29 protein-coding genes and 1 tRNA gene are annotated in these 26,233 nt (G+C 48.1%); 23 read left to right on the top strand and 7 right to left on the bottom strand.

Translation table 11 applies throughout. The features are described 5' to 3' along the window. Window positions 1-98: 98 nt before the first annotated feature. Window positions 99-1,370, bottom strand: coding sequence for a tyrosine-type recombinase/integrase (locus tag ABGI61_RS08185; RefSeq protein ID WP_347599612.1), 1,272 nt, complete (start codon window positions 1,368-1,370; stop codon window positions 99-101). A gap of 353 nt (window positions 1,371-1,723) precedes the next feature. On the opposite strand from ABGI61_RS08185, the gene ABGI61_RS08180 reads away from it, so the two are divergent. After that, window positions 1,724-2,095, top strand: coding sequence for a hypothetical protein (locus ABGI61_RS08180; RefSeq protein WP_347599609.1), 372 nt, complete (start codon window positions 1,724-1,726; stop codon window positions 2,093-2,095). On the opposite strand, the gene ABGI61_RS08175 is transcribed toward ABGI61_RS08180, so the two are convergent. From ABGI61_RS08175 to ABGI61_RS08165, 3 genes are all read right to left on the bottom strand, one after another. Continuing rightward, window positions 2,092-3,330 (bottom strand): integrase domain-containing protein, encoded by a 1,239-nt coding sequence (locus ABGI61_RS08175; protein ID WP_347599606.1) that lies wholly within the window; start codon window positions 3,328-3,330, stop codon window positions 2,092-2,094. The genes ABGI61_RS08180 and ABGI61_RS08175 overlap by 4 nt on opposite strands. Before the next feature lie 194 nt (window positions 3,331-3,524). Continuing rightward, a tRNA-Arg gene (locus ABGI61_RS08170) sits at window positions 3,525-3,599 on the bottom strand. Window positions 3,600-3,646: 47 nt separating this feature from the next. Continuing rightward, window positions 3,647-4,780, bottom strand: coding sequence for a flagellar assembly protein T N-terminal domain-containing protein (locus tag ABGI61_RS08165; protein WP_347599603.1), 1,134 nt, complete (start codon window positions 4,778-4,780; stop codon window positions 3,647-3,649). A 112-nt stretch (window positions 4,781-4,892) separates the two neighbouring features. Here ABGI61_RS08165 and ABGI61_RS08160 point away from each other — a divergent pair, with 112 nt between their 5' ends. After that, window positions 4,893-5,354, top strand: coding sequence for an LPP20 family lipoprotein (locus ABGI61_RS08160; protein ID WP_347599600.1), 462 nt, complete (start codon window positions 4,893-4,895; stop codon window positions 5,352-5,354). Window positions 5,355-5,381: 27 nt separating this feature from the next. Here ABGI61_RS08160 and ABGI61_RS08155 read toward each other — a convergent pair whose 3' ends face one another. The 3 genes from ABGI61_RS08155 to flgA all read right to left on the bottom strand — a co-directional run bounded on the left by ABGI61_RS08155 (window position 5,382) and on the right by flgA (window position 6,904). Beyond that, window positions 5,382-5,813, bottom strand: a complete 432-nt coding sequence (locus ABGI61_RS08155) for a flagellar protein FlgN (protein ID WP_347599597.1) — start codon at window positions 5,811-5,813, stop codon at window positions 5,382-5,384. Beyond that, window positions 5,810-6,130, bottom strand: coding sequence for a flagellar biosynthesis anti-sigma factor FlgM (gene flgM, locus ABGI61_RS08150; RefSeq protein ID WP_347599594.1), 321 nt, complete (start codon window positions 6,128-6,130; stop codon window positions 5,810-5,812). The genes ABGI61_RS08155 and flgM overlap by 4 nt, the downstream gene beginning before the upstream one ends. A 75-nt stretch (window positions 6,131-6,205) precedes the next feature. Beyond that, on the bottom strand, window positions 6,206-6,904 hold the full coding sequence (gene flgA / locus ABGI61_RS08145) for a flagellar basal body P-ring formation chaperone FlgA (RefSeq protein WP_347599591.1): 699 nt from the start codon (window positions 6,902-6,904) through the stop codon (window positions 6,206-6,208). A 129-nt stretch (window positions 6,905-7,033) separates the two neighbouring features. On the opposite strand from flgA, the gene ABGI61_RS08140 reads away from it, so the two are divergent. The 21 genes from ABGI61_RS08140 (at window position 7,034) to ABGI61_RS08040 (ending at window position 26,229) form a co-directional block, all read left to right on the top strand. Next, the gene (locus ABGI61_RS08140) at window positions 7,034-7,963 is read left to right on the top strand and encodes a chemotaxis protein CheV (RefSeq protein ID WP_347599589.1); all 930 of its coding nucleotides are present in this window, start codon (window positions 7,034-7,036) and stop codon (window positions 7,961-7,963) included. 16 nt (window positions 7,964-7,979) lie between these two features. Then, window positions 7,980-8,813 (top strand): CheR family methyltransferase, encoded by an 834-nt coding sequence (locus ABGI61_RS08135; RefSeq protein WP_008220171.1) that lies wholly within the window; start codon window positions 7,980-7,982, stop codon window positions 8,811-8,813. Between the two features lie 75 nt (window positions 8,814-8,888). Next, window positions 8,889-9,290: a flagellar basal body rod protein FlgB gene (gene flgB, locus ABGI61_RS08130; protein WP_008220170.1), complete on the top strand. Its 402-nt coding sequence runs from the start codon at window positions 8,889-8,891 to the stop codon at window positions 9,288-9,290. 2 nt (window positions 9,291-9,292) lie between these two features. Next, window positions 9,293-9,718, top strand: coding sequence for a flagellar basal body rod protein FlgC (gene flgC / locus ABGI61_RS08125; RefSeq protein ID WP_008220168.1), 426 nt, complete (start codon window positions 9,293-9,295; stop codon window positions 9,716-9,718). Window positions 9,719-9,729: 11 nt separating this feature from the next. Then, window positions 9,730-10,419, top strand: a complete 690-nt coding sequence (locus ABGI61_RS08120) for a flagellar hook assembly protein FlgD (protein WP_008220167.1) — start codon at window positions 9,730-9,732, stop codon at window positions 10,417-10,419. A gap of 17 nt (window positions 10,420-10,436) precedes the next feature. Further along, the gene (gene flgE, locus ABGI61_RS08115; protein WP_347599582.1) at window positions 10,437-11,741 is read left to right on the top strand and encodes a flagellar hook protein FlgE; all 1,305 of its coding nucleotides are present in this window, start codon (window positions 10,437-10,439) and stop codon (window positions 11,739-11,741) included. 134 nt (window positions 11,742-11,875) lie between these two features. After that, window positions 11,876-12,622 (top strand): flagellar basal-body rod protein FlgF, encoded by a 747-nt coding sequence (gene flgF, locus ABGI61_RS08110; protein WP_347599579.1) that lies wholly within the window; start codon window positions 11,876-11,878, stop codon window positions 12,620-12,622. A 40-nt stretch (window positions 12,623-12,662) separates the two neighbouring features. Beyond that, window positions 12,663-13,451 (top strand): flagellar basal-body rod protein FlgG, encoded by a 789-nt coding sequence (gene flgG / locus ABGI61_RS08105; RefSeq protein ID WP_008220164.1) that lies wholly within the window; start codon window positions 12,663-12,665, stop codon window positions 13,449-13,451. An 11-nt stretch (window positions 13,452-13,462) separates the two neighbouring features. Next, entirely contained in the window at window positions 13,463-14,140 is a 678-nt protein-coding gene (gene flgH, locus ABGI61_RS08100; protein WP_347599576.1) for a flagellar basal body L-ring protein FlgH, read from the top strand. A 40-nt stretch (window positions 14,141-14,180) separates the two neighbouring features. After that, the gene (locus ABGI61_RS08095; protein ID WP_347599573.1) at window positions 14,181-15,266 is read left to right on the top strand and encodes a flagellar basal body P-ring protein FlgI; all 1,086 of its coding nucleotides are present in this window, start codon (window positions 14,181-14,183) and stop codon (window positions 15,264-15,266) included. Window position 15,267: 1 nt separating this feature from the next. Beyond that, window positions 15,268-16,308, top strand: coding sequence for a flagellar assembly peptidoglycan hydrolase FlgJ (gene flgJ, locus ABGI61_RS08090; RefSeq protein ID WP_347599570.1), 1,041 nt, complete (start codon window positions 15,268-15,270; stop codon window positions 16,306-16,308). Window positions 16,309-16,350: 42 nt separating this feature from the next. Then, a complete protein-coding gene (gene flgK, locus ABGI61_RS08085) occupies window positions 16,351-18,369 on the top strand; it encodes a flagellar hook-associated protein FlgK (protein WP_347599567.1) in 2,019 nt (672 codons plus the stop codon). A gap of 2 nt (window positions 18,370-18,371) precedes the next feature. Continuing rightward, the gene (flgL, locus tag ABGI61_RS08080) at window positions 18,372-19,607 is read left to right on the top strand and encodes a flagellar hook-associated protein FlgL (RefSeq protein WP_347599565.1); all 1,236 of its coding nucleotides are present in this window, start codon (window positions 18,372-18,374) and stop codon (window positions 19,605-19,607) included. A 158-nt stretch (window positions 19,608-19,765) separates the two neighbouring features. Further along, entirely contained in the window at window positions 19,766-20,593 is an 828-nt protein-coding gene (locus tag ABGI61_RS08075) for a flagellin N-terminal helical domain-containing protein (RefSeq protein WP_347599562.1), read from the top strand. A 197-nt stretch (window positions 20,594-20,790) separates the two neighbouring features. Next, window positions 20,791-21,615 carry a flagellin N-terminal helical domain-containing protein gene (locus ABGI61_RS08070; protein WP_347599559.1) on the top strand — a complete coding sequence of 275 codons (825 nt, stop codon included), beginning with the start codon at window positions 20,791-20,793 and terminating at the stop codon, window positions 21,613-21,615. A 65-nt stretch (window positions 21,616-21,680) separates the two neighbouring features. Further along, entirely contained in the window at window positions 21,681-22,508 is an 828-nt protein-coding gene (locus tag ABGI61_RS08065) for a flagellin N-terminal helical domain-containing protein (protein ID WP_347599556.1), read from the top strand. A gap of 217 nt (window positions 22,509-22,725) precedes the next feature. Beyond that, entirely contained in the window at window positions 22,726-23,550 is an 825-nt protein-coding gene (locus ABGI61_RS08060) for a flagellin N-terminal helical domain-containing protein (protein ID WP_347599553.1), read from the top strand. 68 nt (window positions 23,551-23,618) lie between these two features. Next, on the top strand, window positions 23,619-24,005 hold the full coding sequence (locus tag ABGI61_RS08055; protein ID WP_347599550.1) for a flagellar protein FlaG: 387 nt from the start codon (window positions 23,619-23,621) through the stop codon (window positions 24,003-24,005). 9 nt (window positions 24,006-24,014) lie between these two features. Beyond that, window positions 24,015-25,478: a flagellar filament capping protein FliD gene (gene fliD, locus ABGI61_RS08050; protein ID WP_347599547.1), complete on the top strand. Its 1,464-nt coding sequence runs from the start codon at window positions 24,015-24,017 to the stop codon at window positions 25,476-25,478. Between the two features lie 11 nt (window positions 25,479-25,489). Beyond that, window positions 25,490-25,924, top strand: a complete 435-nt coding sequence (fliS, locus tag ABGI61_RS08045) for a flagellar export chaperone FliS (RefSeq protein WP_347599544.1) — start codon at window positions 25,490-25,492, stop codon at window positions 25,922-25,924. Further along, window positions 25,924-26,229: a hypothetical protein gene (locus ABGI61_RS08040; protein WP_347599541.1), complete on the top strand. Its 306-nt coding sequence runs from the start codon at window positions 25,924-25,926 to the stop codon at window positions 26,227-26,229. The genes fliS and ABGI61_RS08040 overlap by 1 nt, the downstream gene beginning before the upstream one ends. Window positions 26,230-26,233: the final 4 nt, after the last annotated feature.

Genomic DNA, 26,233 nt, shown 5'->3' with positions numbered 1-26,233 from the left:
TTAAAGTTTATATAAAACAGTTACTTAATTAAAGGTAGTGAGGGTGGCAGTATGTAGCTGCCGCCCAGCACGGCGTTATTCATTCAATCGAAACGTGATTAAGGTGCTGAGTTCGCTGCTTTCTCGATATAATTGCTCCACCAATTGTGCATTTTTCTGCGTCCCTCTAAATACCTGGCTTTGTTATAAATGAAACGAATGCTGTTTCTATCTATGTGAGCAAGTGATGTCTCGATCCAGTCAGGATTAAAGTCGTGCTCATTTAGCACGGTACTCGCCAGTGAACGCAATCCATGTGCGACTAATTTATCGTTATAACCGATCTTCTTTAAAACATTGTTAGCAGTATCTCTGTTGATGTGTGTATTTGAGCCTTTTCGATAAAATGATTGAAAAACATATTCGTTCTTACCAAAGGCCTTCATCGAATTTAGTATCTCTATGCAATAAGAGGAAAGTGGCACCTGGTGAGGTCGGCGCATTTTCATAAAGTCAGCGGGAATTTCCCAAATACGATTCTCTAAATCAATGTCTTGCCAGCGCGTTTTGACAGCTTCTCCGGGGCGCACCATGGTATGCATTTGCCATTCAAGTAAGGCGCGGCTGATTATATCTATATTGTTGATTTTTAAGCGCTGCATTAGCATCGGAAGTTCGTTTGGCGTAATTGTTTTCATCTGAGTAGCTTTTGGGCTTAAAAAAACAGATCGAATTTTATCTAGTTTGTGTGACTCGATAATTCCGTAATTCACGCAAAAATCCATTAATTCTTTGATGCGGGAACATAGCCTAGAGAGTGTTTCTAATTTTCTGGCTCGCTCAAGTGGACGGAGCACTTCAATCACACTGATAGGGGTGAGCTTCTTTATCTCAAAGTCGCCAATCGTTGGATAAACATATAACTCGAATGAACGACGGATGCTAAAGGCATAACGTTTACTGACTCGGCTTGATTTAAGCTCCAACCACTTTTCGGCTGCTTGTTTGACAGTGCTTAATAAATTCTCTTGCTGTATAAAATATTGTTGTTGAAGCCAATGCATTGGGTCCTGCCCAGCGTTAAGTAACGATTGAAAGTGTTCGCGTTTTAAGCGTGCCTCTTCCAGGGCGAGGGTAGGATAGTCGCCAAGCTTTATATTCGTGCGTTTCCTAGATATTGGCTTCACATAGTTGTAGTACCAGATTTTATTACCGCTTGGCGTAACTCGCATAATCAAACCTCCGCCATCAAACAGTGTAATGGTTTTGACAGATGGCGCACAGTTTGCGATTTGCTCGTTATCTAAAGGGCATGTGCGTTTTGGCATTTTTTCGCTCAACTCAAATGAAAATATGTCCAGTATTTTGAGAGCAAGATTAGATGCTCTCAATGATGAAATTCATTGAATGAAAAGAGGCGGGTTTTCTGAATTGCTTTAATAGTATGCAAAAGAATAGCGATATTATTTTCTTGTTAAAAATCAATGCCATTTTGCGGCCGCCGCTGTGGCGCTTTGCACCCCAGCGGCGGCAGATGCCGAAACGCATAGCATTTCGGCGAAAAGCAAAAGCTCCTGCAAGTGATTTCAAACAGTAACACGACTTATATTGGCAAATTTCTTTGCAATAAATCATTGCCATTTTTTATTTATCAATAAAATCAATATCTTATGTTGATTTGTCGCGCTTTTAAGTTATGCTTAGATCGCAGTGATAAAGCAAAAATTAATGGTCGGGAGAGGAAATGATGATTGATAGTCTTTTAGGAAGCGAAATGGTCTCACCAGAGGGCTGGTTGGTATTTCTGGTTAAGCCTGCGGAAGGCGTGGGGCCGTCGGTATATAAAATATTCTCGGTTTGGAGTTTCCGTGATGAGTGGCGGTTGTCTTCTGGCGTGGATGATTTGTCTGATTTAAGAGAGTTCGATGATTACTTCTTGTGGCGCCAATCTTCAGGCACGCTATACCAATTAAGTAAACATAATGAGCCACAACTTACAGAGTACGCGCGGGCCATGTTATTAAAACATGTACTATTACCGGCAAAAGCTCAAAAGCTGACATTACAGTTCTTTAATACAGATGACTTGAAAAAGGCGCTGAACACAGCCTGCTAAGCAGGCTGTTCTTGGTAAGAAGATGACAAACTGAGATTGCCTGATGCTGCAGTTTCAATATGATCGCTCCACCACTGCATCATGTCTGTACGGCCTTTTAAGTAGTCAGCTTTGTTATATGCCCGGCGTACCTGGTTTTTATCTTCGTGCGCCAGGGCGCTTTCAACCAGATCACCGTAAAAACCTTCCTCATTTAGTATAGTGCTAGCCAAAGCTCGCATACCATGTGCGACCAGTCGGTTTTCAAATCCCATTCGCTTTAACGCCATATTAGCTGTCTCTCTGTTGATGTGCCCGTGTTTATGTCTTACAGACGGAAATACGTATTCTTTGTTACCGCTAATAGGCTTCATTATGTGTAGTAATGCCAATGCCTGCTTTGTTAAAGGCACAACATGTTGGCGACGTTTTTTCATAAACTCTGCCGGAATTGTCCAGGTCGCTTTGTCAAAGTTTATGTCTTGCCATCGGGCTTTTACTGCTTCGCCCGGCCTAACCATGGTGTGCAATTGCCATTCTATTAAGCAGCGTGTGGAAAGCTGAATACTCGCGCTACTAAGCCGTTGCATTAACTGCGGTAGTTCATGCGGCGCTAAAGTCTTCATGTTGTTAGTTTGTGGTGTGATAAAGGCGGCTTTAATTCCGGTTAAGCGATTAAACTCCACTAAGCCCGTATTGACGGCCCAGGTCATTAACTCGTTTATGCGTTGACACAAGCGGGAAAGCGTTTCGAGTTTGCCGGCTTTCTCTAACGGTTTAAGTACTTCAATAATTTGCTGGGCGTTTAGGTCTTTTAAGGGTAAATGCCCGGCCCGGTCAAACACATGTTGTTCGAACGATCTCCTGATATTAAAAGCATGGCGAGCACTAATAGCGGAAAACTTCACTTCAAACCATTTTTCGCAAGTCATCTGCAGTGTATTCAGGGCTTCTTCTGAGGCTTGTGAGTTTTGCTGCTCTATCCAGCGCTGAGGATCGATATTTTCCAGCAATAACTGGCGATATGTCGCGGTGGTTTTTCGAGCAGCGGATAGAGAAAGGCCAGGGTAGTTGCCTAACTTCAAGTTGTTCTTTTTATTCAAGAAAGGTCGAATATAACTTAAGTACCAAGACTTAGTTCCGCTTGGTGATACGCGTAGTTGTAAGCCGTCGCCATCGTACAGTGTTTCGGTATTAGTTTTGGCCTTATAGCAACGAATCAGCTTGTCACTTAATGGTATGATTTTCTTAGGCATTTTCTCTCCTAAGCACCATTTTGGCACCACAGCTTTTTGTGATTATGGTCTGTGGTGCCATCTGTGGTGCCAAAACGCATTACATGCGTTAGACCGGGCTAGACACGCTAAGACCAATAAAGACATCTAGGTATTGATATATATGGAGTTTTTTCTGAGAGCTAGACCGGTTTAGACTGGGTTAAACCGGCTAATGGCTGCCCCAACAGGAATCGAACCTGTAACTGCCCCTTAGGAGGGGGCCGTTATATCCATTTAACTATGGGGCAACGGCGCAAAAGTCTACCAGATGCTCAGCGGCATGCAAGCGGCCTGCTTAATAACTGCTGATTTTACGCACGCTTACTATATCACCCTGGCGGATCTGTTGAATTAAGCGCTCTTTTGGCTCAGTGGCCCAGGCATGCTGACTGCTGATATTGGTGATGCTTACCGTGATGGGATCGCGCAGCAGTTGTTTAACACCCGGTGTGGTCGGGTGGCGCTGTAGCTGATATACCTGCAACTGGTCACCCAACTGCAGGCCGTGGTCGGTGCCCAGTTCCAGCATGATTTGGTTGTTGTCAGTTTGCTTTATGCTGCTAAGCAGGGGCTGACATTGCAGTTGTTGTTGCACATCTTCGGCGATGGCCTGCAACAGGCGGTCTATTTTGCTGCCATAAGGCAACAACCAGAATGCCTGGCTGTGGCTGGCCGGAGTGTCATTACTTTTGTACGGCCAGCCAGCGCTGGTGCGGTATTCCTGCCGGTATAGCAGCCGCTGCTCAAAAATATCGAATAGCTGAACATCGATGGCAAAAAAACGCTGTTTCTCGGCGCTTTGCCAAAAGCGGTTGGTTTGCTCGCCCAGGCTTAGATCGTTAATGCTGGCGCTTAGCAGGTATTGCTGCCCGCTTTGAAACAAACGCTCACCGTGCGGGTAGGCCAGTGCGCTGTTGTCTATCGTCTGGCCGGCTGGGGTTACCAGCGCTGCCGGGCTGTAATCACGCAGGTGGCGCTCCAGTTGCGTGGTGGCATCGCTACCCAGCTGAAATAATTGGCCATAGATGGCATCTTGCCTGGCTTGCAGGCGAATTTCGCTCAGTAGCAGCGGTTTACGGTATAAGTTACCTTCGCAAGCGCTTTGCTGAGGCTCTATATTTACTCTTACCGTTACTGTAAGCAGATTACCGCTTAGCTGCTCAGACATTAACTGCAACTGTTTTATTTCGCCTTGCGTGGCTACAGCTAACTGCTCGTTTTGCAGCACGCCGTTTATCAGTTGCTGGTTGCTGCTAATGCGCGCGCCGGCTGCCAGTGCTGCACGTTTAACCGCATCATCGATAGCGCTTTGCCGGGCGCTAGTGGTATCACCGCGTTCTATTAGTGCCTGGCCGGTGGCTTCAAACCAGTCGGCGGCGGCAGTAAAACACAGGCTACACATTAACGTGACGATTACTGAGCGTTTCATAACAACCTTATAAAGCAATAAGCCAGATAGGTATGAACTTAGCAAAATACATGCCTGAATGCTGGCGCAGTTTTTGCTGTGTAATCGTAGATAACGGATAACGGAGACTAAGATGATCCAACGTATAACCGCCTGGTTGCTGGCTGGTAGCTTAGCATTGACCGGCTGTAGCACACTGTTTGACCGTGAAGTAGAGTATGAGCCGGTAAAGCCTGAGCGTTTTGTTAAGCTAAATGCGGTAGGTTATGCCCCTATCAGCGCTCAACAGGGCCGCGATCAACAGCAAAAGATGCTACAGGCGATGAAGGCGTCAAAACTCGACGCTTACCGCGAACTGACCGAAATGGTCTACGGCCAAAAAATTGACGCCTCTGAGCAACTGCGGGACAGGGTATTGTCTGATGATAAGTTGTCGGCATCAGTAAAAGGGCTGATTACCGGCGCGCGGGTGGTGAAAACCTATGCGCTGGATGATGTGTATGTAACCGAGTTAGAGCTAGATTTTGAGCAGGTGTATTATTTGTATCAAAACAGCCAACCACGGCAAACCGTGAAGAGTGTTCGTTACTATTAATAACTGCGCGTTTTTTCGGGATTTGGCTTAAGCCTTAATGCCTTTGCCTTTATTATCGATGGCCGGTTTGCCTTTACTAGTGTACGTTAAACCGGCTTTGCCCCGACTGGATAATAATTCGGTTTTAAAACGGGCCAGCGTTAACTGGCTTTGTTCCAGCGTTTGCTGATTAATATCGTTATGGCGTTTGCATTGCTCAAGCAGTTCGTCAAGCTTAGCAACCTGCAGTTTAAACCAGTCTTGCTGTTTGCACTGTGCCAGCGTGGGCTGCGCCGCCAGTTGGTTGTCAGTGTCATGCAGTTGCTGCAGTACAGTGGTTTTTTCGTTGGTAATACGGTTTAAGCTTTCAATATCGCGGCTGGCAAGGGCGGCAAGTTCTTGCCGCAATAGCGACAACAGCACATCCAGGTGCTGTTGCTGCTGGTTTAACAGGGTGAGGATGGCATGGTCAGCGGTCATTTTTTACCGAACAGTTCGCTCTCAAACTGCACTATGCGCCGGGCCAGTTGCTCAACATTAATTTTGTACTTGCCTTCGGCAATAGCCTGCTTAATTTTATCGACTTTTTCCTGGTCAATGCCGCTGCTATTGCCGGCTTTTTCCGTTAACTTAGCAAACTGCTGAGCCTGCGGGGTAATAGACACCGAATCTTGCTTTTGATTAGCTGCCTGAGTTGCATTTTGTTGCACAGTCGCTTGCTGACGCTGTGCATTCTGCTCAACCTTATCAGATTTTACTTGCGCAGAATTTTGCAAGTTGTTGATATTAATAGCCATGCTAGAACCTCATCACCTTAATACATTCCTTATGTTCAGGTTAACGGCATTGAACAGTAAAACTTTAGCGAAATTTTAAAAAATTACGCTGACCCGATCGACACCAGTTACCTGCACTTGAATTGTGCGTCGGGATTGCTGATTCTGCACGCTGATGCTATCGCCCAAGCTGCCATCAGACAGGGCTACGCCTGTCGCAGCGACATTTAAACCCTTGTCAGCAACCGATATTGTAACAACATCTCCTTTACAGACAAGACAAAGATCCTGCAAGGTTAAAATTTGTCCCATGGCCAACGCTTTTTTGGCTTTTGCCCCCAGCACCAGCGTTGGGTCTGTTACCGGCGTGCCGCGGACAAAACGGCGCTGACGCTCAGCCAGTTGTACCATATCGGCAGTCAGCCGGCTGCCTGTAGCAATATTTTGACTTAGCACCACAGCAGTGAGTATTTCATCAATACGCACCGGCACGTAAAGCTGCCAGCTATTGTCGTCGCTGCAGCGAATTTGAATGGTATTTTGCCGCTGTGTCAGTGGCTGCGACAAACTAAACGCAAGGGGGACACTACAACTTTTACTGCCAATTCGGCTGTCCAGTGGCGTAATGGCGATATCTAACGCTGTATCCGTTGGCAGTTGTTGCGCAAGCCAGCGGTTTGCCGCTTCAGTCAGATCCGTGGTGCTGTAATCTTGGCTCTGTGCGGCCACTATGCTGACCCATAGCAGGCTTAGGATGGTAAGTGCCTGTTTCGCTAAATTTTCGTACTTTTTCATAAGGTTTCGGCTATGCTTTACGGGTTAAGGGCTATAACATACGACATAAGTTTGACGCTATCCTAGTTAAGCCTGTCTGATAGCAGACCAAAGCAAGAATTGATCCGATAAGTCACAGAGGAGCTGCAGATGGCCGGTATTTTAGACTCAGTAAACCAGCGTACGCAGTTAGTAGGCCAAAACCGGCTGGAATTACTGCTGTTTAAACTGGTGGGGCGTCAGCGTTATGGCATCAATGTGTTTAAAGTGCGCGAAGTGCTGCAGTGTCCACCCTTAACAGCGATACCTAAGCGCAATAAATATGTGCGCGGCATTGCCCATATTCGTGGCCAGACCATATCCGTAATCGATTTAAGTTTGGCTACCGGCGGTAAAGCCATAGAAAATACCAAAGACAGCTTTATTATTATTGCTGAGTACAACCGCTCTGTGCAGGGGTTTTTGGTCAATTCGGTTGAACGTATTATCAATATGAATTGGGGCGACATTATGCCGCCGCCGCAAGGTACCAGTGGCAAGCAAAGTTACCTTACTGCTGTAACAGAGATTGATAAAGAATTGGTGGAAATTTTAGATGTCGAGAAAATCCTCGAAGAGATTTCACCTTCTCCTACCGTTATTACAAAAGAAGTAGACAAGCAGAGCATTAATACGGATTTAGGCGACCGCTTAATTCTGATAGCGGATGACTCTGCCGTAGCGCGCAATCAGGTGAAACGGGCGCTGGAAAGTTTGGGTGTGAAAATGCATCTGGTAAATAATGGCCGTGAGGCGTTAACCTATCTGCAGGACATAGCCAAAAGCTGCAGCGAGTCGGTAACCGAGAAAGTTGGCCTGCTTATTTCAGACATTGAAATGCCGGAGATGGACGGTTACACCTTAACGGCTGAAATTAAACTGGATCCAAGGCTGAAAAAACTGCATGTCATCTTGCACACTTCGCTAAGCGGGGTGTTTAACCAGCAAATGGTGCAAAAAGTGGGTGCTGATGATTTTATCGCCAAGTTTAACCCGGACGAGTTGGCACAGTCGGTACAAAAGTGGCTGCATGCTGATTAAGCGTTAAGGATAACCTGTGCCGAACAAAGATTTACAAGATAAAGAATACGTGTTGTTCCGTGATTTTCTGGAGCAGCAGTGCGGCATTGTATTGGGTGAAAACAAACAATATCTGGTAAAAAGCCGCTTGGCGCCATTAATGCAGCGCTTTGGCGTGGCGTCGTTATCAGAGCTGGTAAATAAGACGCTAAGCCCGTTTGAGCGTCAGCTGCGCTCCGCGGTGATAGATGCGATGACTACTAACGAAACCCTGTGGTTTCGAGACACTTACCCTTACGAACTGCTGAAAAAGCAAATATTTCCTGAGCTGGAAAAAGATTGCCGCACGGTGAAAATATGGTCTGCCGCTAGTTCTAGCGGGCAGGAGCCGTATTCAATAGCGATGACGGCGCTGGAGTATCAGCAAAGCCGTCCCGGGGCTTTTAGCTTGGGGGTGCATGTTTTGGGCACTGACATTTCCAATACTATGCTGGAGCATTGTCAGCGCGCAGAATATGACGGTCTGGCGTTGTCACGTGGGCTATCGCCAGAGCGTCGCAGTAAGTTTTTTGAAGACAGTGGCAAAGGCATGATGCGGGTAAAAGACAACGTACGCAAAAACGTCAATTTCCGCCACCTTAACCTGCTGGACAGCTATACCTTACTTGGCAAGTTTGACATTATTTTTTGTCGCAATGTGCTTATCTACTTTTCTGCCGACGTAAAGGCAAAAATTATCCGCCAGTTTGCCCAATCACTGAACCCCAAGGGCTATTTGTTCCTCGGTGCGTCTGAGTCGCTATCCAGTTTAAACAATGATTTTGACATGCTGCGTTGTAACCCCGGCATTATTTACCGCAAAAAAACTTAATTAGCCAAACCTGCTTAATTGTTGGCCTGCGTTTTGCAGGTGTATTGCCATCAGGTAACAACAGGTGGCAAAAAAATGGCAATCAGCTTCGACAAAGCCTTTGGACTTCATCCGGACGCCATGCTGATCCGTGATCGGCGTGCGCAGGTGTTAGCAGAAAACATTGCTAACGCCGATACACCCGGTTACAAAGCCAAAGATATCGATTTTCATCAGGCGTTACAGCAGGCCAGGGCAAGGCAAGGCGGCAATATTGCCCGCACCGATGAGAAACATTTCAATATCTCTATCGCATCACGCCAGGAAACCCAGTTCCGCAATCCGGACCAGCCCGATACGGGTGATGGTAATAGTGTCGATATCCACCGCGAACGTAATGCTTTTATGCAAAACAGCCTGGAATATCAGGCCAGTATGACCTTTCTCAATTCCCGCATTAGTGGCTTGAAAAAAGCCATTACCGGTGGAGGACAATAATCATGAGTGCTTATAACATTTTTGACATTACCGGTAGCGGCATGACGGCACAGTCGGTGCGGATGAATACCACCGCCAGTAATATTGCCAATGCCAACAGCGTCAGTAGCAGCGTTGAGCAAACCTACCGTGGACGTCATCCGGTGTTTGCCGCTGAATTATCTGAAGCCCGCCGCCAGCAGGGCGACGCCAGTGTTGGCGTGAAGGTGCTGGGGATTGTTGAGTCTGATGCGCCATTAAATGTTGAGTACGCACCCAATCATCCGTTGGCTGACGAGAACGGCTACATCTATAAGCCCAATATCAACATTATGGAAGAGATGGCGAACATGATTTCTGCGTCACGCTCTTATGAAACCAATGTGCAAACGGCGGACGCGGCCAAACAAATGATCATGCGTACGCTGCGTTTGGGCCAGCAATCATAAAGGACTGAGAGATGACCTCTAATGTAAATAACAATTCTGCCCTTGATGGCATGTATTGGAACCCGGAAACAAAGACGCCGGATAAAAACAATGGTGCCTTAACGCAGTCTGATTTCTTTGCGCTGTTAACCCAACAGTTGGCTTATCAGGACCCGACCAAGCCGGTTGAAAATGATCAAATGATTGCGCAAATGACCAATTTCACCATGGCCGATGGTATAGGCTCGTTAAACGAGAGTTTCAAAGGCTTTGCCGAGAGCATGACATCAAACCAGGCATTACAGGCGTCGTCCTTGGTAGGACGCAGTGTATTAACCCAGTCAGAAGATATCGTCTTTACCGGTGATACCCTATCGCGCGGCAATATTGAGCTGGATAAGCCTGCCACCATGATGAAAGTGCGTATCGAAAACGAAAAAGGTGAGCTGGTACGCAGTTTTAGTGTAGAGAACCCCAAAACCGGCAAAAACGATTTTGTCTGGGATGGCACTGACGCCAACGATGAAGCCGTGGTGGCCGGAGTATATAAAATTAAAGTGGACGTTAGCTACACCGACGGCAAAACGGCCACCTTGCCGGTGAATGTTTATACCCCGGTTGGCAGTGTCAGTATGAATGGCACTGGCGGCGGCATCATGCTTAACCTGCTGGGCTTGGGCGCGGTGAAGTTAAGTGATGTGTTAGAAGTTTCATATAGTTAAGCGAGCTGAGGTGAATTATGAGTTTTAATATCGCATTAAGCGGCCTGGCCGCAGCACAAAAAGATTTGGATACTACGGCGAATAACATCGCCAACGTCAACACTACGGGTTTTAAAGAGTCACGCGCTGAGTTTGCCGATGTGTACGCAACCTCGATTTTCGCCTCTGGCCGCACTAAAGTCGGTGATGGTGTTACCACAGCTGTGGTAGCACAGCAATTTAGCCAGGGCGCTTTGCAATTTACCAATAACTCACTGGATTTAGCCATTACCGGTGAAGGTTTCTTTGCCTTAACACCGGATCGGCAATCGCAGGATCTAACCTATACCCGTGCCGGTGCCTTTAAACTGAACAAAGATAACTTTATTGTCGATAACAAAGGCAATTTTTTGCAGGGCTTTGCCGTTGACCCGGTAACCGGCGAAAACCAGTCGGTGAGTTTAAGCACGACGCAGCCAATTGCTATACCCACCTCGGCCGGTGCGCCACGTGCCACCACTAACATATTTTTAAGTGCCAACCTGGACTCGCGTGAATTGGCAACCGATGCTATTGCTTTTGATGCTACAGACCGGGCTACCTATAACCACTCTACGTCTGTCACGGTTTACGACAGCTTAGGTGAATCACACACTGTGACTACCTATTTCCGCAAAACGACAACGGTACCGCCAGCTAATGCCGAGTGGGAAACCTGGGTAGTGTGGGATGACGTAACCGGCTTACCTATTCAGGGTGATAATTTAGTGTTTGATTCCAGCGGTAATTTTGTACCTGCAGCACCACCACAAACAGTAACATTACCGGCAGCAGACCTGAATGATCCACTAAATGGCTATCTCACCAACGGTGCACAGTTTGCGACTGATGTGGTGGTGAATTTCCGTGATGCCTCAGGCGTGCGCGAACCGACTCAATATGCCTCTACCTTTGATGTCACTAACTTAAGCCAGGACGGTACTACCGTTGGTTTCTTAACCGGGGTGGATATTGATGCTTTTGGCCGGGTACTGGCGAGCTACAGTAACGGTGATTCGGCTTACCTGTCACAGGTGGCGATGGTGCGCTTTGCCAATGTGCAGGGCCTGAAGCAAGTGGGGAACACCTCCTGGAAGCAAAGTATTACTTCAGGCGAGCCTATTGGTGGCCAGGCCAATACCGGTACCTTTGGCGCGGTTAATGCGTCATCGCTGGAGCAGTCAAACGTTAACCTGACCACAGAGCTGGTTGACCTGATTAGCGCGCAGCGTAACTTCCAGGCTAACTCGCGGGCGTTAGAGGTTAACAGTACCTTACAACAGACAGTACTGCAGATCCGTTAATAGCCAACTGTTGCCATCAAAAACTGCAGCTAAAGCTAACACCACCTTCGGGTGGTGTTTTTTTATTCATATTATGGCGCTTATCTGGCACTAAACTTGCTGCGTATTAACAGAGACCAATAACGGAGCATGTTATGGACCATCTGTTGTATATCGCCATGAGTGGCGCTAAAGAAAACATGAATGGTATTGCTGTCAGAGCCAACAACCTGGCGAACACGGGTACGGTTGGCTTTAAAGCCGATTTTGAGCAAGCCCGTGCCATGCAGGCGTTTGGTGCCGGTTTACCCACCCGGGTGTTTTCGTTAACCGAGCAGCCCGGTCAGAATTTTGACGCCGGCGCTATTATCATGACTGAGCGCGAGCTGGATGTAGCTATTCAGGGCGATGGCTGGCTTGCCGTGCAAGCGCCGGATGGCAATGAAGCTTATACCCGCAGCGGCAATTTGCAAATTTCGGCACAGGGCATGCTGGAAACCGCCGGCGGACTGCCGGTAATGGGCGATGATGGCCCTATTCAGCTGCCGGTGCCGCTGGCCAAAGTGGAGATAGCGCAAGACGGCACCATCAGTGTGTTGCCGCAGGGCGCGCCGGCTGATGCGATAGTGCCAGCGGGTCGCATTAAGCTGGTACGGCCGGATAACCGCGACATGGAAAAAGGCAATGACGGTTTATTCCGCCGCAAAGATGGCCAGATAGCGGAAGCCGATATCAACGTTAACCTGCTAAAAGGCGCGATAGAAGGCAGTAATGTTAATGCTGTAGGTGAGATGACCTACATGATTAGCCTGCAGCGCCAGTTTGAACTGCAAGTAAAAATGATGAAAAGTGCTGAAGAGATGGATCGTCAGCAAAATCAATTACTTCGGATAATGGGCTAAACGCCTGAATAAATAATGGGCCAAGGCCCGGGAGGCATCTATGCATCCAGCATTATGGATCAGTAAAACCGGTTTAGACGCCAAACAGCGTGACATTTCGGTTATCTCGAACAATCTGGCAAATGCCAGCACTGTTGGCTTTAAAAAAAGCCGCGCCATTTTTGAAGATTTGCTGTATCAGAATGTTAATCAACCGGGTGGCGCCTCGTCGCAAAACTCGGAGTTGCCTAATGGTCTGATGATAGGCGCTGGTACCAAGGTGGTGGCAACGCAAAAAAATTTCACCCAGGGCAATATGATTACCACAGACAACAGTCTGGATATGATGATTCAGGGCCACGGTTTTTTTGAAATTTTGATGCCAGACGGCACTATCTCCTACAGCCGTAATGGCCAATTCACGGTAGATGATGAAGGTAACCTGGTGACTTCGGGGGCCGGTTATCAGGTGCAGCCGAATATTGTGGTGCCGCCAGATGCGCAAAGTATTACGGTATCGCAAGATGGTCAGGTGTCGGTGCAGTTACCGGGGCAGGGTGAGCCTGCTGTGCTGGGGCAACTTACCGTGACTAATTTTATTAATCCGGCCGGATTAGAGCCGATTGGCCAGAATCTGTTCCGTGAAACCGGTGCCAGCGGCGACCCGGTGCAAGGTATTCCGGGGCTGGAAGGCCTTGGCATTATTGTGCAGGGGGCGCTTGAAACGTCAAATGTTAACGTGACTGAAGAACTGGTTAGCTTAATTGAAAGCCAGCGCGTGTATGAAATGAATTCCAAAGTGATCTCGTCGGTCGATCAGATGCTGGGCTTTGCCATTCAGCAGCTGTAACAGGAGGCTATATGTTACGCATGTTTACTGTTATTGCCTGTGGACTGCTGTTGGGTGGCTGCGCGGCCGTGCAGGAACCAATGGCGGACGATCCTTATTTTGCGCCGCTACAGCCCGAGCCGCCGGCGCGGCCGTTGTCGCAGTCGGGTTCGTTGTTTGCCGCCAACCACTCTAATAGCTTGTATTCGGACAATAAAGCCCGGCACGAGGGGGACATTATTACCGTGGTGCTAAAAGAGCGCACGCAGGCCAGTAAGAATGCGAAAACCGAAATGCAAAAAGACAGCTCTACGTCGTTTGAGCCGATGATAGGTCTGGGCGGGCGCAACGTCTCTGTGGCCGGTAATGTGTTGCAGTTTGGTGCGGATTCAACCTCAGACTACAAAGGCGATTCAAAAGCCGATCAGAGCAACAGTCTGGTAGGCAATATTTCAGTGAATGTGCTGCAGGTGCTGAATAACGGCAACCTGGTGATCCGCGGTGAAAAATGGCTGACGCTAAACACCGGTAAAGAGTATATCCGACTGACCGGTGTTATCCGCTCGCAGGATGTTGACGTCAACAACACGGTGGAATCAACCAAAATTGCCAATGCCCGCATTGAATACAGTGGCACGGGTGCGCATCACCATGGCCAGTCACCCGGTTGGCTAAGCCGGTTCTTTAATGGCCCTCTGTGGCCGTTCTAATCGTGGCCATTGTTATTATGATTAAGCCCGGAGAATACACATGAAACGAGTATGGCTGATATTAACCTTGTTGCTGGTGCTGCCGGCTGAGGCGGCGCGCATTAAAGATGTGGCCGATGTGGAAGGCGTGCGGGCTAACCAACTGGTCGGTTATGGTTTAGTGGTCGGTTTGCCTGGCACTGGCGAACAAAGCCCCTTTACCGAGCAAAGTTTTCGTACCATGTTAAGCAATTTTGGTATTACCTTGCCTGCCGGTATGAAAGCACAAATTAAAAATGTCGCGGCGGTGGCGGTACATGCGGAATTACCGGCGTTTGCCAAACCTGGCCAGACACTGGATATTACAGTATCGTCAGTGGGTAGTGCGAAAAGCCTGCGTGGCGGTACCCTGATGCAAACCTTTTTAACCGGCTTAGACGGCAACGTATACGCCGTTGCACAGGGCAGTTTGATTGTTAGCGGCCTGGGTGCAGAGGGCTTAGATGGGTCGCGTATTTTAGTGAATACGCCAACAGTCGGCCGTATACCCAATGGTGCCATCGTCGAGCGCGAAGTCATTACGCCATTTTCACAAAATGAATTTATTACCTTTAACCTGAAGCGTTCTGACTTCACAACCTCTAAACGCTTGGCTGAGACGATAAACAACTTTATGGGGCCTGATACGGCTTACTCACTGGACGCCACCTCAGTAAAGGTTAGGGCGCCGCGCGATATCAGCCAGCGGGTGTCTTATTTATCAACGCTGGAAAACTTAAGTTTTGAGCCAGGCGACCACTCGGCCAAGATTATTATCAATTCGCGTACAGGTACCATTGTAATTGGTAAAGACGTGCGGTTGTTCCCTGCGGCGGTAACGCACGGCGGTTTAACCGTTACCATCGCGGAGAATCCCCGTGTTGTGCAGCCTAATGTGTTAGCTGAGGGCCAAACCGCAATTGAAGAAAACACCATTATTGATGTGCGTCCAGAGCAGTCACGGATGTTTAAATTTGACCCTGGCGTAACCCTGGATGATTTAGTCCGCACGGTGAATGCGGTTGGCGCGGCACCGGGCGATTTAATGGCAATACTGGAAGCGTTAAAAGAAGCCGGTGCCATTCATGGCGAGCTGGTGGTGATCTGATATGAGCCTGACGCCGAAAAACGTGTCTTATCATGACTTGACCAGCCTGCAGCAAATTCGCAGCAGTGCCGGCAAAGATGAAAAAGCCGCATTGCGTCAGGCCGCAGAGCAGTTTGAATCGATTTTTTTCAGCATGCTGCTTAGCAGTATGCGTAAAGCCAATGCCGGCTTTGAAGTGGATGGCATGATGAACAGCCAGACCACTAAGTTCTACCGCGATATGCATGACAGTCAAATGGCCACGGATTTAGCGCAAAAGGGCGCGCTGGGACTGGCTGATTTGCTAGTACAGCAGTTAAGCCCGGCGCTGGGTGGCAGTAGTGCTGCCAAGGGCCACAGCCTGCCTGGTCACAAGCTGGCAGGGCAGAGTGATAACGTATTGGCTATGCCCAAAGTGATCTTGCCGGCGCAAAAAGCCGTGCGTCCAGCTATGGCAGATAACACCGTGCCAGCTGTTTCTTCGCAGATAAGTGCGACACCTGTCACTGCAGCAGAACAGTCAACAGAGACAGCACCGGCGCAGTGGCAGGTACAAAGCCCAGCCGATTTTGTTAAAAGCATACTGCCCGCAGCGCGGCAAACGGCTAAAGCGCTGGGGTTGGACCCGTTAGCCCTGGTGGCGCAAGCTGCATTGGAGACAGGCTGGGGCCAGCGCATGATCAAAACTGCCAAAGGCGCCAACAGCTTTAACCTGTTTGGTATTAAAGCCAATCATGGCTGGCAGGGGGATAGCGCAGTGGTCGATACACTGGAGTACCGCGGCGGTGTTGCGAAAAAAGAGCAAGCCAGGTTTCGCGCCTATCAAAGTCCGGAGCAAAGTTTGCAGGACTATGTGGCCTTTATTCAGCAAAACCCGCGTTATCAGGATGCGATAAAAGCCAGTAGCGATACCAAGGCCTATTTTGAGCAGTTGCAGGCAGCAGGCTATGCGACTGATCCGGCTTATGCGCAAAAAATTATGGCTGTGTATCAAAGCCCTGTGCTGCAAAATGCACGGCTAAGTAGCGGCGATACTCAAGATTTAGGCCAAACGGCCGATTAACAACCTAACTAACGCAGCGAAGCGGCGTAGGCGGAGAGAGCAATGTCAGACAATTTACTGCGAATAGGCACATCAGCCGTTTTGGCCAACACTACGTTGCTCAATACCACCAGTAATAACATTGCCAATATTAATACTGAAGGTTATACCCGGCAGCGCACTGAATTTGAGTCGCAAATTCTGGGGTTGGGCGTGGGCAAAGGCACCACCGAGCGTTTAGTCAGCGAGTTTACCCAGCGTCAGCTAAGACGCGACTTATCGAATTTTAGCTTTGCCGAGCAATACGTCACCGAAGCGAACCGGGTTGATGCACTATTTTCTAACCCGGCTAACAGCATTGCCACCGGCATCAATGATTTATTTAAGCAATTTCAGATAGCCAACAACGAGCCGGCCACCCTGGCTAACCGCCAGCTGATTATCGGCAGCTCACAGGCACTGTTGGACAAGTTTAATACCCTGTCCAGCCTGGTGCTGGATCAGGAAAATTTTGTTAATCAGCAGCTGGATATTTATACCAGTGAAACCAACGGTTATATCAAGCAAATTGCCAATCTGAACCTTGAGATCGCGTCATTTGGCACCGGTGCCAGCCGGCCTGTGCCGCTAGATTTATATGATAAGCGCGATCTGGCTATCCAAAAACTGTCCGAAATGGTTGAAATACGTACCCTGGATGCCGACAACGGGGAAAAACTGGTGTTTCTGGCAACCGGGCAGTCGCTGGTAGTAGAGCGCGGAGACTTTAATTTGGTATCGCTTCGAGGCGACCCTGATCCGTCAGAGCGTGACCTGAAGCTGCAGTTATCCAACCGGATCAGCGTTGAGCGTGATATCGATATTGACAAAGTGGGCGGCAAAATTGGTGGTTTGCTGGCATTTCGGGAAGAAATTCTGGTGCCGACGCAAAACCGCTTAGGCCAGTTGGCGCTGTCGATGACCGATGCAATGAATACGCAAAACCGGTTGGGGATGAATTTAAACGGTGAAATTGGCGGCGATTTATTTAAACTGCCGATAATCAGTGGCTTTGATTTTGCCTCTAACACCGGCACTGGTGGGGTTAACCTGACCATTGAACCCGGTAAAGGCAATAGTTTACCACCCAATGATTTTTTACTGACTATCGAAGCGGGTGCAGTGCGTATTCAGGCACTGGATAGCAAGGGCGAGGTGATCACCGGCTCAGATAAAGTGGTGCCCGTTGCGGCCTATCCGGTAACTATTAACTCTGCTGATGCCGCGGGCGATTTATATGGTTTAGAAATTACCATAACGGGTGCCCCTGCTGTAGGGGACCAGTTTGAATTAAAGCCGCTTAGTACTGCCTCGCGCACGCTGGAACTTGCCACCACCCGGCCAGAAGATATCGCGCTGGCCGCCCCGGTCAGAACAGAGTTTACCGTAGCAAACCTGGGCAATGCCCAGATTGAAGGGCTGAAAGTCACCGATACCACGCCGGCCACTTTGCCAGATTATGGTTTTGATACGCCGTCTGGTTTAATCAATGGCCCCTGGACTATGACCTATGTCGGTGGTGATACTTTCGAGATAGTCGATAACCTGGGTAACCCGGTAGCAACGGCAGCTTTTGGTTCTAATCAGTACCAGAATCTGTTTGCTCAGGCCGGTGTAGATGTCGGCTTTGACTTCTCCGTCACTGGCGTGCCCAGTATCGGTGATACCTTTAGTATCAGCTTCAATGATGGCGGCTTTAACGATAACCGTAATGGTTTGGCACTGTCAGCCTTACAAACCGCGCAAACCACCCGGTTAAACCCGTTATCAGCCCCCAATAGCACCAATGCGGTAAACTTTAACCAGACTTACGCCGATATGGTTAGCTTAATTGGTGAGCGCACCAATCAGGCGCGCAATAATGAAGCGGCCAGTAAAGCCTTGTTAGATCAAACCACGGCCTGGTATGAGTCATTGTCAGGTGTCAGCCTGGATGAAGAGGCGAGTAATTTAGTGCGTTTTCAGCAGACATATGCCGCGGCAGCACGGATTATTTCTACATCGCAAACGGTGTTCGACACCTTGTTAGCGGCAGCGAGGTAAGCATGCGTTTATCATTTAATATGAAGTTTAATGCTGGCCTGGACGGCATTTTAACCACTCAGCAAAAAATGAACCGGGCGCAGGACCAGTTAACCAAGCAGACGCGTATTTTAACGCCAGCTGATGATCCTGCATCGTCAGCCAAGGTGCTGGGGCTGGATCAAAACCTGGAGCAGGTAGCGCAGTTTCAAAATAACAGTGTGCTACTGAAAAACAACCTGGCACTGGAAGAAACGGTGCTGACCAATATGCGTACCTCGATCGATCGGGCGCGGGTGCTGGCGATTGCGTCGGGCAATGGTGCTTATACTGACGCAGATAAAAAGGCGGTGGCACAGGAGCTGAAGAATATTCAGGTAGAACTGCTGGATTTAATGAATAGCCGAAATGCTGAAGGCGGGTATATTTTCTCGGGTTTTCAGGATAAAAAGCAAACTTACAGTTTAAATAATGCCACCGGTATTTATGAGTTTCAGGGTGATGACGGGCAAAAAGCGCTGCAGATATCGCCAACCATTGCCCTAGCGGGTAACGACAGCGGCAAATTTGTCTTTGAAAATGTTGATGCCCGCTTTAAAACAACACCGGCCGTAATAAGCGCTGGTGGCGCGACAGCGGCAGAAGTATCGGTCACTGATCAAAGTCAGTTTGATGCCTATTACAAGCAAAATTATGATGCGCTAACACCGGCAAACAATGATTTTAGTGTCGTGCTAACAGCGCCGTCGACCTACGAAATTCAGCGTAATGGTGCTGCGCTGGTGCCGCCGGTAACCGGCACCTTTACACCAGATGCACCTATAGCCTTTAATGGTTTAACTATTAACATCAGCGGGGCAGCGGCTGTACCTGGTCAAGTGGACTTCTCGCTGCAGGCACCAGAGAAGAAAAATATTCTTACTACTATTGGTGAGTTTATTACCGCACTGGAAAACCCGGCACTGTCGGCGTTTGAGTTTAACGAGGCGATAAGCGATACGCTGACACAAACGACGGCTGCAGCCACTAACATTGATAGTTTTCTATCGTCAATTGGTGGCAGGGTTAATGTGCTCGACAGCGTGTTTGGCACCAATGAAGATTTAACCATTAATAACAAAGCTTATCGTGCTGACTTATCCGAAGTGGACTATGCAGCAGCACTGACCGAAATTACCAAACAGGAAATTGCACTTGAAGCAATATCCAACACCTTTGTTAAGGTGTCTGGTGTTAGCTTATTCGACTATATCCGTTAAAGCAGGTGCTGGCGGTAAGCCGGCGCTGCTATTTTTTAGTTTTTTAAAAAAGTCTCTCAAGTTTTAGCAGAAAGCTCCGATAAATAAGTATCAGATGACAAACACGGCAAATAACTAAGCCGCTGTTTCAGATACGATTAAATAGCAGGAGCACGACCATGGCTTTATATGTAAACACCAACACTTCATCGCTGAATGCCCAGCGTCAGTTGTTTAACTCTGGCAATGCTCTGGACACTGCATTTAAGCGTTTATCGTCAGGTTTTCGTATTAACAGCGCTGCCGATGATGCGGCAGGCCTACAAATTTCTAACCGCTTAACCAGCCAGATCAACGGTCTGGATCAGGCCGCACGTAATGCCAATGATGGTATTTCACTGGCCCAGGTCGCTGAAGGCGCAATGGACGAGATTACCAATTCACTGCAGCGCATTCGTACCCTGGCTATTCAATCGCAAAACGGTATTAATAGCTCAGCTGATCGCGCAGCATTGCAAAAAGAAGTGGCACAGCTGAAGCTGGAAATTAGCCGGGTTGCGTCAACCACACAGTTTGGTACTCAAAGTTTACTTGCTGGCGGTTTCTCTGCCACTTTCCTGGTAGGTGCTAATGCGGGTCAAAACATAGATATTCGTTTATCACGCGCTGGTGGTTATGGTACTTCATCACTTGGCCTGGCCGATTTATCTGTATCAAGCGTTGGCGGTGCTTCAGCAGCGCTGGCATTAATCGATAGCGCCATCGGGATCATTGATGGCACCCGCGCTGATTTGGGTGCAATCCAAAACCGCTTTCAGGCTACTATCCGTAACCTGACGAATATCTCGGAGAACGTCGCAGGTGCTCGTAGCCGTATTCGCGATACCGATTTTGCTAAAGAGACGGCCGAACTAACCCGGACGCAGATCCTGCAGCAGACCAGCACCACAGTGTTGGCGCAGGCTAATCAGCGGCCACAGGCAGCATTAAGCTTACTACAAGGCTAGTAAAATTATCCAGATAAAAGGCCGCTTTATTGCGGCTTTTTTTATTTTAGAGGTGAAATGAGTAATTAAGCACTATTTTTATAAATTAACTAAAGTATTCTCTTTTTTTTCCGATACATAATTAACACAAAAGTATAGCAACATCGTCAATTATGGCGGCTGCTGCTAGTGTTTAATTAGGTAGCAGGAGAGTTAAGATGGCTTTATATGTCAATACCAATACTTCATCACTGAATGCTCAGCGTCAGCTGTTCAATTCAGGTAATGCGCTGGACACAGCGTTTAAACGTTTATCATCTGGTTTCCGGATTAACAGCGCGGCAGATGATGCCGCAGGCTTACAAATCTCTAACCGCTTAACCAGCCAGATCAATGGTCTGGATCAGGCGGCCCGTAATGCCAACGATGGTATTTCATTGGCCCAGGTTGCTGAAGGCGCGATGGAAGAAATTACCAACTCGCTGCAGCGTATCCGCACCCTGGCTATTCAGTCACAGAACGGCATTAACAGTTCAGCCGATCGTGCCGCACTGCAAAAAGAAGTTGCCCAATTAAAGCTGGAGATGAGCCGGGTAGCGTCAACCACGCAGTTTGGTGTACAGAACCTGCTGGCGGGTGGCTTTTCTGCCAGTTTCCTAGTTGGTGCAAACGCCGGGCAGAACATTGCTATACGTTTGTCACGTGCAGGCGGTTATGGTACTTCAGCATTAGGTTTGGCTGATCTGAGTGTGTCATCCGTTGCGGGTGCTTCAGCAGCTTTGGCATTGATCGACAGTGCTATCGGTATCATTGATGGTACCCGGGCTGATTTGGGTGCAATTCAAAACCGCTTTCAGGCAACCATACGCAACCTGACCAATATCTCTGAAAACGTATCAGGCGCCCGCAGCCGGATCAGAGATACCGATTTTGCTAAAGAAACCGCAGAGTTAACCCGCACGCAGATCCTGCAGCAAACCAGTACTACAGTGCTGGCGCAGGCTAACCAGCGGCCGCAAGCCGCACTGAGTTTACTGCAGTAACTGGGGTAGAGTGATGAGCTGCTATTTAGCGGCTTGTCACTCTCTGACCGAGAAGGAATTGCAGCATGTCGTTAGTGGTAAATACTAATCAATCATCGCTCGCTTCACAGCGTTTACTTAGCAATGCGACCTCGGGGTTAACCACCAGCTTTGAACGCTTAACGTCAGGTTTTCGTATTAACCGTGCAGCTGATGATGCTGCTGGGTTGGTGATCAGTAATGTGTTGACCAGTCAGGTCAATGGCTTAGATCAAGCGGTGCGTAACGCCAACGATGCTATTTCACTGGTTCAGGTAACCGAAGGGGCCTTGGATGAGATTGGCGTCAGTTTGCAGCGCATGCGGGTATTAACCATACAGTCAGAGAATGGCATTAATACGCCAGCTGATATTGCGGCTATCCAGCAGGAATATGATGAGCTGGCGGCTTCTATCCAGAATATTGCCGACAATACTGAGTTCGGTGGTCTGAAATTGTTAGATGGCAGTGGTCAAACTGCAGTATTTCAAATCGGTGCCAACGCAGGGCAGAAAATTGCAATTGATCTGTCCAACAGCTACGGAAGTGGTGCGACGGGTCTTAACGTTGCGGCGGTGCAGCTAGGCGCAGATGATGCAGCCAGCTCGCTTGATACGCTTGATGCTGCGATATTAAGTATCGACAGTGCCCGCACTGAGCTTGGTGCCTGGCAAAATGTGTTAGGCACTACCATACGTAATCTGACCAATATCAGTGAAAATGTGTCGGCATCGCGCAGCAGGATCCGCGATACCGATTACGCTCGTGAAACCACAGAGTTAACGCGGACGCAAATTATTCAGCAAAGTAGTACCTCAGTGTTAGCGCAGGCCAATCAAAGGCCCCAAGCTGCCTTAAGTGTGTTGAATAACTAAATTAAAGCCACCTTAGGGTGGTTTTATCATTTTGAAATATATGGCTTTTTATTTTTTAGCGAAAAAAAGTAAAAAAAATGAGTTTTTTTCTAAAGTTTTAAATACGGCAGCCGACAACCTAGTTAAGCCAAGTTGCAGCTTGGCTCAGTTAACGGGATACCCGTATTTTAAACATCAGTTGAAGGTGGTAGCGCTACCGACAACTAAGGAGTGACTCATGGCTTTATATGTAAACACTAACACCTCGTCGCTGAATGCGCAGCGTCAGTTGTTTAACTCAGGTAATAACCTGGATACGGCGTTTAAGCGTTTGTCTTCAGGTTTACGTATCAACAGCGCGGCCGATGATGCGGCAGGCTTACAGATTTCAAACCGCTTAACCAGCCAGGTAAATGGTCTGGATCAGGCTGCACGTAATGCTAACGACGGCATTTCAGTCGCTCAGGTTGCTGAAGGCGCGATGGAAGAGATTACTAACTCTTTACAGCGTATTCGTACCCTGGCTATTCAGTCACAGAACGGTATCAACAGTTCAGCTGATCGTGCCGCACTGCAAAAAGAAGTTACCGCGCTAAAAGCTGAAATGAGCCGCGTTGCCTCTGTAACGCAGTTCGGTACGCAGAACCTGTTAAACGGTACTTATTCTGCATCATTCCTGGTAGGTGCTAATGCCGGCCAGAATATTGCCATTCGCTTATCACGTTCAGGTGGCTACGGTACTTCAGCGTTAGGTTTATCTGACCTGAGTGTATCAAGCGTCGGTGGTGCTTCCGCCGCGTTAGCAGCAATTGACAGTGCTATTGGTATTATTGATGGTGCCCGTGCGGATCTGGGTGCGCTACAGAATCGCTTCCAATCAACTATCCGTAACTTAACCAATATCTCTGAAAACGTGTCAGGCGCCCGTAGCCGGATCCGTGATACAGACTTTGCCCGTGAAACCGCAGAGTTGACCCGTCAGCAGATCCTGCAGCAGACCAGTACAACAGTTCTGGCGCAGGCGAATCAGCGGCCACAGGCAGCTTTATCGTTATTGGGTTAAACTAATACGCGTAGTGGTGAGAAGTTTTGATAAAGTTCTCACCCTACGCGCCGATAAGGAGTCTGAATATGAGTAGCATTAATGCCAACAGTGCCGCGGGTTTTAGTTATGCGCCTGCTGAAAACTTGGCTAAAGCTGTCGTTGCCGAGCCTAAAACTACGGATCCAGTGCAAGCGGGAAAGTTGTCAGCAACCAAGACGCAGCAAATAAGCAAAGCGGAATTACAACAAGCCGTGGATGTTGTAAATCAGGCCGTCGCGTTAGAGCAGCGCTCTTTAAGCTTTTCGATTGATGATGTATCAGGCCGTTCTGTGATTAAAGTGGTAGACTTTGAAACTGACGAGCTGATTAAACAGATCCCTTCAGAGGAGCTGTTAAAAGTAGCGCAGGATATTAAGCGGTTACAGGAAGAGATGGGGCAGTCAATTGGCCTGTTAATCGACAATAAAGTGTAGAGGTGACTTATGTCAGGTATTAATTTTTTGGGTTCAGCATCAGGTTTACCATTGGAAGAGTTAGTCTCTACCCTGGTAAAAGTGGAGCGTGACAGCAAACTGAGCCGAATTAATACCACTAAAAAAACCTTAGACACGTCTTTGTCGGGTGTGGGGCAGTTGAAATCCGCCCTATCGGCGTTTCAGGATGCAATAAAAAAACTGGGCGGTAACACTCTTAATGCCCGAATTGCCACCGTTACTCAGCCGACTGAGAACAAAACCTACCTGGAGGCCTCCGCATCCAGTACAGCCGCAGCAGCTAGCTTTGATATTAAAGTGAACCAGTTGGCATCCGGCAGCCGCCTGGAAAGTGCTGATGCAGCCTTCTCGTCTGCTGACGATGTGATTTCGACCACAAACGGCACTTTAACTTTTGCTGCCAACGGTAAAAGCTTTGACGTCGACGTCACGGCAGGCATGACGCTGAATGAATTACGGCAAAAAATTAATGCAAAGAGTGATAATTTTGGTGTAAATGCCAACATTATTAATGCTGGCGGTGCTACCGGCACCAAGCTGGTATTAACCTCTGATGAGACAGGCGCGGGTAATGATTTAGTTATCACTAATAATAACGCCGAGCTTGATAATGTCTCAACCGTGGCAACAGGCGCTACAGCAGGCCTGAGCGTCAGTCAGGCAGCACAGGATGCCATTATTGAAATTGATGGCATAGTCACCACCAATGCCAGTAACACCTTTAGTAATGTTATTCAGGATGTCACCCTTACTGTAAAAGCTGTGACGCCTGACGGTAATAATGCCAGTGTAAATATTGCCACTGATAACGCCAGTGCTGAAGAAAATATTCAAAACTTTATCAACAATTACAATGTATTAGTTGATCAAATAGCCGATTTAACCAAAAAGCGTACCCTGGGTGCAGACGGCAAAACCGTCACAGCAGAGGGCGGTGCCTTAGCCACCGACCAACTACCGAAGAACATCATGTCTCAGCTGCGAGGCTTGTTAGGTAATGTGGTTGAAGGCGCTGATGAATCATTGTCAACGCTATATTCACTGGGTATTACGTTTCGTGAGGATGGAAAGTTAGAGATATCCAGCAGCTCTGAATTTGGTGCAGATTCTGGCCGAACCCGTTTTAACAAAGCGTTAAATGAAAACTATGATGGGGTGGCAGCGTTCTTTGGTGGTGATCAAGGTTTAAGTGCAACTCTGGATAGTTTCCTGAAAGAATTTACCCAAGCTGGCGGTATTATTGCCAGCAAAGAAAACTCGCTTAAGACACAAATTGATAAAAATACTAAAGATTTAGAGGCAGCTAACCGATATATAGCTAGTTTCGAGCAAACCTTGCGTAGCCGCTACACCGCATTAGATGCACTGTTGGGCTCTATGCAAAATATGGCGTCTACGGTAACAGCACAGCTGTCAAGTTTGCCCGGGTTTGGCACCAATAAATCGAATTAGTGGAGAGCACCATGAGTTATGGAATTAAAGCCTATAAAGCCGTTGGTATTAAAGATGACCTGGCCGTTGCCGACCCACACCGTGTTATTCAGTTATTAATGCAAGGTGCTTTGGAAAACATGGCCAAAGCCAAAGGCTGTATTGAGCGTAAAGATTATGCTGGTAAATCGGGCGCTATCAGCAAAGCTATTTCTATCATCTCGTCGCTGCAGGGCTCGCTGGATATGACTGCGGGCGAGATTTCAGATAACCTGTTCTCACTTTATGACTTTATGCTTAATCACCTGATTCAGGCCAGCCGCGAAAAAAGTATCGCCAAGCTGGATGAAGTAATGGAAATTCTGCTCACCATAAAAGGGGCCTGGGACCAAATACCGGTTTCTGAACGTGAGAAAGGGTATCAGCTGCAGGCACAAAAGACTCAGCAGCAAGCTGTGGGGGCTTGATGCGCCTGGGCGAAAAAGCGCAGCAATGCCAGTTACTACAAGAACAGATTGAGCAGCTTTTTCAAACCGAGTTATACTCGGTAGAGGAAGCTGCGGCGTTAGTGGCTAAACTGAATACCTTGCTGGCTACCCCTACAGATCCCTTAGATACACCGGCCGAGTCGGCCGAATTTTTACAACAAAACCTTGACTGGTTACAGAAAACAATGGCAAAACTGTCGGCACAACGAGATGCAGTGGCTGAGAGTATGCTGACGATTCAAAAAGGCAGGCGTGCCCGCCACAGCTACGGCCAACATAACTAAACCT

The organism is Rheinheimera fenheensis, from assembly GCF_039871805.1.
In the GTDB taxonomy this organism is placed as follows: Bacteria; Pseudomonadota; Gammaproteobacteria; order Enterobacterales; family Alteromonadaceae; genus Alishewanella; species Alishewanella fenheensis.
This window is presented reverse-complemented; position numbering and strand designations above follow the sequence as displayed.

Coding starts and splice junctions, on each gene's coding strand:
- ABGI61_RS08075 (WP_347599562.1), top strand. CDS start 19,766: ATGGCTTTATATGTAAACACCAACACTTCATCGCTGAATGCCCAGCGT.
- flgA (WP_347599591.1), bottom strand. CDS start 6,904: ATGAAAAAGTACGAAAATTTAGCGAAACAGGCACTTACCATCCTAAGC.
- flgJ (WP_347599570.1), top strand. CDS start 15,268: ATGAGCCTGACGCCGAAAAACGTGTCTTATCATGACTTGACCAGCCTG.
- ABGI61_RS08060 (WP_347599553.1), top strand. CDS start 22,726: ATGGCTTTATATGTAAACACTAACACCTCGTCGCTGAATGCGCAGCGT.
- ABGI61_RS08160 (WP_347599600.1), top strand. CDS start 4,893: ATGATCCAACGTATAACCGCCTGGTTGCTGGCTGGTAGCTTAGCATTG.
- flgL (WP_347599565.1), top strand. CDS start 18,372: ATGCGTTTATCATTTAATATGAAGTTTAATGCTGGCCTGGACGGCATT.
- ABGI61_RS08070 (WP_347599559.1), top strand. CDS start 20,791: ATGGCTTTATATGTCAATACCAATACTTCATCACTGAATGCTCAGCGT.
- ABGI61_RS08065 (WP_347599556.1), top strand. CDS start 21,681: ATGTCGTTAGTGGTAAATACTAATCAATCATCGCTCGCTTCACAGCGT.
- ABGI61_RS08165 (WP_347599603.1), bottom strand. CDS start 4,780: ATGAAACGCTCAGTAATCGTCACGTTAATGTGTAGCCTGTGTTTTACT.
- ABGI61_RS08155 (WP_347599597.1), bottom strand. CDS start 5,813: ATGACCGCTGACCATGCCATCCTCACCCTGTTAAACCAGCAGCAACAG.
- ABGI61_RS08140 (WP_347599589.1), top strand. CDS start 7,034: ATGGCCGGTATTTTAGACTCAGTAAACCAGCGTACGCAGTTAGTAGGC.
- flgK (WP_347599567.1), top strand. CDS start 16,351: ATGTCAGACAATTTACTGCGAATAGGCACATCAGCCGTTTTGGCCAAC.
- fliD (WP_347599547.1), top strand. CDS start 24,015: ATGTCAGGTATTAATTTTTTGGGTTCAGCATCAGGTTTACCATTGGAA.
- ABGI61_RS08040 (WP_347599541.1), top strand. CDS start 25,924: ATGCGCCTGGGCGAAAAAGCGCAGCAATGCCAGTTACTACAAGAACAG.
- flgF (WP_347599579.1), top strand. CDS start 11,876: ATGGACCATCTGTTGTATATCGCCATGAGTGGCGCTAAAGAAAACATG.
- flgG (WP_008220164.1), top strand. CDS start 12,663: ATGCATCCAGCATTATGGATCAGTAAAACCGGTTTAGACGCCAAACAG.
- ABGI61_RS08175 (WP_347599606.1), bottom strand. CDS start 3,330: ATGCCTAAGAAAATCATACCATTAAGTGACAAGCTGATTCGTTGCTAT.
- ABGI61_RS08180 (WP_347599609.1), top strand. CDS start 1,724: ATGATGATTGATAGTCTTTTAGGAAGCGAAATGGTCTCACCAGAGGGC.
- ABGI61_RS08095 (WP_347599573.1), top strand. CDS start 14,181: ATGAAACGAGTATGGCTGATATTAACCTTGTTGCTGGTGCTGCCGGCT.
- ABGI61_RS08055 (WP_347599550.1), top strand. CDS start 23,619: ATGAGTAGCATTAATGCCAACAGTGCCGCGGGTTTTAGTTATGCGCCT.
- fliS (WP_347599544.1), top strand. CDS start 25,490: ATGAGTTATGGAATTAAAGCCTATAAAGCCGTTGGTATTAAAGATGAC.
- ABGI61_RS08120 (WP_008220167.1), top strand. CDS start 9,730: ATGACCTCTAATGTAAATAACAATTCTGCCCTTGATGGCATGTATTGG.
- flgM (WP_347599594.1), bottom strand. CDS start 6,130: ATGGCTATTAATATCAACAACTTGCAAAATTCTGCGCAAGTAAAATCT.
- flgB (WP_008220170.1), top strand. CDS start 8,889: ATGGCAATCAGCTTCGACAAAGCCTTTGGACTTCATCCGGACGCCATG.
- flgE (WP_347599582.1), top strand. CDS start 10,437: ATGAGTTTTAATATCGCATTAAGCGGCCTGGCCGCAGCACAAAAAGAT.
- flgH (WP_347599576.1), top strand. CDS start 13,463: ATGTTACGCATGTTTACTGTTATTGCCTGTGGACTGCTGTTGGGTGGC.
- flgC (WP_008220168.1), top strand. CDS start 9,293: ATGAGTGCTTATAACATTTTTGACATTACCGGTAGCGGCATGACGGCA.